The sequence below is a fragment of the Alkalibaculum bacchi genome, assembly GCF_937875145.1.
Lineage (GTDB): Bacteria > Bacillota > Clostridia > Eubacteriales > Alkalibacteraceae > Alkalibaculum > Alkalibaculum bacchi_A.
The window spans coordinates 1-3,064 of sequence record NZ_CALNCS010000120.1 but is presented as its reverse complement, the minus strand read 5'-3'; the positions used below and the strand labels follow the sequence as shown (position 1 = coordinate 3,064).

At 37.0% G+C, this 3,064-nt stretch carries 3 protein-coding genes and 1 pseudogene; 3 read left to right on the top strand and 1 reads right to left on the bottom strand.

The window, feature by feature from the left end:
- The first annotated feature begins 194 nt into the window (after window positions 1-194).
- The 3 genes from Q7P22_RS07870 to Q7P22_RS07860 all read left to right on the top strand — a co-directional run bounded on the left by Q7P22_RS07870 (window position 195) and on the right by Q7P22_RS07860 (window position 2,539).
- A complete protein-coding gene (locus Q7P22_RS07870) occupies window positions 195-557 on the top strand; it encodes a transposase (protein ID WP_303862798.1) in 363 nt (120 codons plus the stop codon).
- Window positions 551-907 (top strand): IS66 family insertion sequence element accessory protein TnpB, encoded by a 357-nt coding sequence (tnpB, locus tag Q7P22_RS07865; protein ID WP_303862795.1) that lies wholly within the window; start codon window positions 551-553, stop codon window positions 905-907. The genes Q7P22_RS07870 and tnpB overlap by 7 nt, the downstream gene beginning before the upstream one ends.
- Window positions 908-997: 90 nt before the next feature.
- Entirely contained in the window at window positions 998-2,539 is a 1,542-nt protein-coding gene (locus tag Q7P22_RS07860) for an IS66 family transposase (RefSeq protein ID WP_303862792.1), read from the top strand.
- 77 nt (window positions 2,540-2,616) lie between these two features.
- Here the strand turns inward: Q7P22_RS07860 and Q7P22_RS07855 are convergent.
- Window positions 2,617-3,064 (bottom strand): annotated as a pseudogene (locus Q7P22_RS07855) (VirB4-like conjugal transfer ATPase); the annotation flags it as partial.

Sequence of the window (3,064 nt, the reverse complement as noted above, 5' to 3'; positions counted from 1 at the left end):
TTGTATTATCTCATAGATGGGACTTTATTTGTAGGTGTGCTGTATTTGATGGATAGTAAGCGCTCAATAACAGAGTGCCTTATATTACATTATAATCCATGAGATAATTACTCTAAAGAAATTCATGGTTTTTCAAGTTATAGTTTTTCAAGTTTTTCGAGCTATGTTGAATTACCATAAAAGGAGATATCTACATGGATGAAATTACTCAAGTAAAAAACCGTTTTCGCTTGGAGCAGTGGACACAGCTTATTAAAGATTATCAATCTAGTGATATGACTGTAAAGGCTTGGTGTGAGCAAAATGGTGTAAAGCAACAATCCTATTATTACTGGCTAAAGAAAATACGTAAAGCTGCTTGTGGACACTTACCTGCTACCCAAACACAAGTAAAGCATTCTACTCCCACTGAGTTTGCAAAACTTCAAGTGACTCCTCCAAATCATGTCCAAGCAGCGGTAATAATTCATCTCCCTTATGCTAGCGTTGAGGTTGCCGAGGGAACTTCTAGAGAAACTATTGAAGCTGTCTTGGTGGCTTTGAAAAACATATGCTAGGGGATATTACTGTTGTTAAAAATATCTATATTGCATGTGGCTATACTGATATGCGCAAATCTATTGATGGATTAGCAACTATAGTTCAGGAAAGTTTTGGGCTAGATCCTTTTGCTCCAAGCTTATTTTTGTTTTGTGGCAAACGTCGTGACAGAATAAAAGCTTTACTCTGGGAAGGTGACGGTTTTGTTTTACTTTATAAGCGGCTTGAAAACGGAAACTTTAAGTGGCCTAAATCATCTGAACAGGTAAGAGAGCTTACAATGCAGGAGTTTAAGTGGCTTATGGAAGGTCTTTCAGTTGATCAGCCTAAAGCAATAATGTTTGCGAAACGTGGTGCTTTCTATTAATAAAAATTTCCTGTAAGTATTGAAACTACTATGCTTAAGACTCTTTTTATGGTATAATTATTCTATAAAGTTGATAGGAGAAAATCTATAGTGGATAGCAAAGACGCTTACATTAAACAGCTTGAAAATACGGTAAAAAGTCTAGAGCAACAGGTTAGCAATCTTACAGAGATGCTTATTTTAATGCGTAAAGATAAGTTTGGTAGCTCTAGCGAGAAAACCTCAAGAAAAGAAATCGATGGACAGCTTAGTTTATTTAATGAAGCTGAAATAGAAGCACGTGCTAATATAGAAGAGCCTATCAAAAAACGTGTTGATGGATATTATCGTAAAGATTCTAGAACAAAGCGTGAAGAACTAATTAAAGACCTTCCAGTTAGGGAGGTTCTTTGTGATATTCTTGAAGAAGATCGTTATTGTATTCAGTGTGATACAGCACTTAAAGCCATCGGAAAAGAAACTGTTCGAGAAGAGCTTGAATACATTCCTGCTAAACTTCAAATCGTTCGCTATGTTCGTATGGCTTATGAATGCTCTAAATGTAAACATACCGATACGCCTTACATAGAAAAAGCATTAACACCTACATCTCTTATGAACCATTCTCTTGCATCTCCAAGTTCTGTAGCAAATGTAATGTATCAAAAATATGTAAATGGTATGCCCCTTTATCGTCAGGAAAAGGACTGGGAGAACCTTGGACTAGCTCTGAAACGTTCTACTATGGCGAACTGGGTGATAAGGTGCTCACAGGATTATCTATATCCTGTTATCCAGTACCTTAGAAAAAAGCTGATAGAGAGGGAAATCATTCACTGCGACGAAACCTCTGTCCAGGTGCTTAAAGAAAAGGGTAAGAAACCCCAGTCAAAATCCTACATGTGGCTATATCGCACAGGTGATGATGGGAAAAGCCCTATCATCCTGTATGATTATAAGCCATCCAGAAGTGGTGATCATGCAAGGGCTTATTTAGAAGGGTTTAAGGGTTTCCTTCATTCTGATGGATTTGCAGGGTATAATAAACTGCAAGAGGTCACCAGGTGTGGTTGCTGGGCACATCTGAGACGTAAGTTTGTGGAAGCTATCCCAGATAATAGGGCGAAGGACGCTCCACTTACCAATGCAGAAATCGGTAGGGATTACTGCAATAAACTTTTTAACACTGAAAAAGATCTCATAAAACTTCCTATTAATGAGAGATATACTAAGCGTCTAGAACTTGAAAAACCTGTTCTCGATGCCTTTTGGAGTTGGCTCGAATCATTAAACGTATTAAATGGTTCAGCCCTAGCTAAGGCAGTAAACTATGCTAAAAATCAGAGGCCATATATGGAGAACTATCTCCTTGATGGTAGATGCTCTATTTCAAACAACCTAGCAGAAAACAGTATCCGCCCTTTTGTTATTGGGCGAAAAAACTGGCTCTTTGCTGATACTACTAAGGGTGCAGATGCTAGTGCAGCAATATATAGCATTGTTGAAACTGCAAAGACAAACAACCTTAATGTATTTACCTACCTCGAATATTTACTGATGTACATGCCTGATACAGACTATCAAAGTAATCCAGAAGCTCTGGAAGATTTGATGCCCTGGTCAGAAAATGTAAGGGCTGTATGTAGTAAATGATATATTTGGCTAGCTTATTTCTATTATAGCTAGCCTTTATTTATTTTACTAGGCACCCTGTTGTGTAGCGCTTACTAACCTTGCTCTTGCTGATGGTCTAGTCTTTTTAAGGCACAGTTGTTACGGTTACATATAGAGGAAATTTGTGCTATAGTATTATCTAGCTTTTCCTTGTTTTTACTTAAATTCATAATGGTAAAGGTTACAAAAAACATTCTCTCATCCCTAGATTGAAGGTCAGTCAAAAGATTTTTTATATCACTTCCATATACATTAAGGTCTGATGGTATAATATCCATATCATAGCCAGCTCTTACAGCCTTTTTTTGCTCTTCTATCATCATCTTTTGAAGGTCTGTATTCTTTCTCTTTACCATCTTAATAGCATCTACCTGATCTATGGCATGAATATGAAGGCTTACATACATATTATCTTCAATAGAAAGAATTTCCGATAAAAACCTATCTGAAAGCTCACTTGCTAAGATCTGAAAATGACTTAAGGCACAAATGTAATTCCCCATC

Bases quoted from the DNA above. Each gene is read 5' to 3' on its own strand.
- Q7P22_RS07870 (WP_303862798.1), top strand. From the start codon at position 195: ATGGATGAAATTACTCAAGTAAAAAACCGTTTTCGCTTGGAGCAGTGG.
- tnpB (WP_303862795.1), top strand. From the start codon at position 551: ATGCTAGGGGATATTACTGTTGTTAAAAATATCTATATTGCATGTGGC.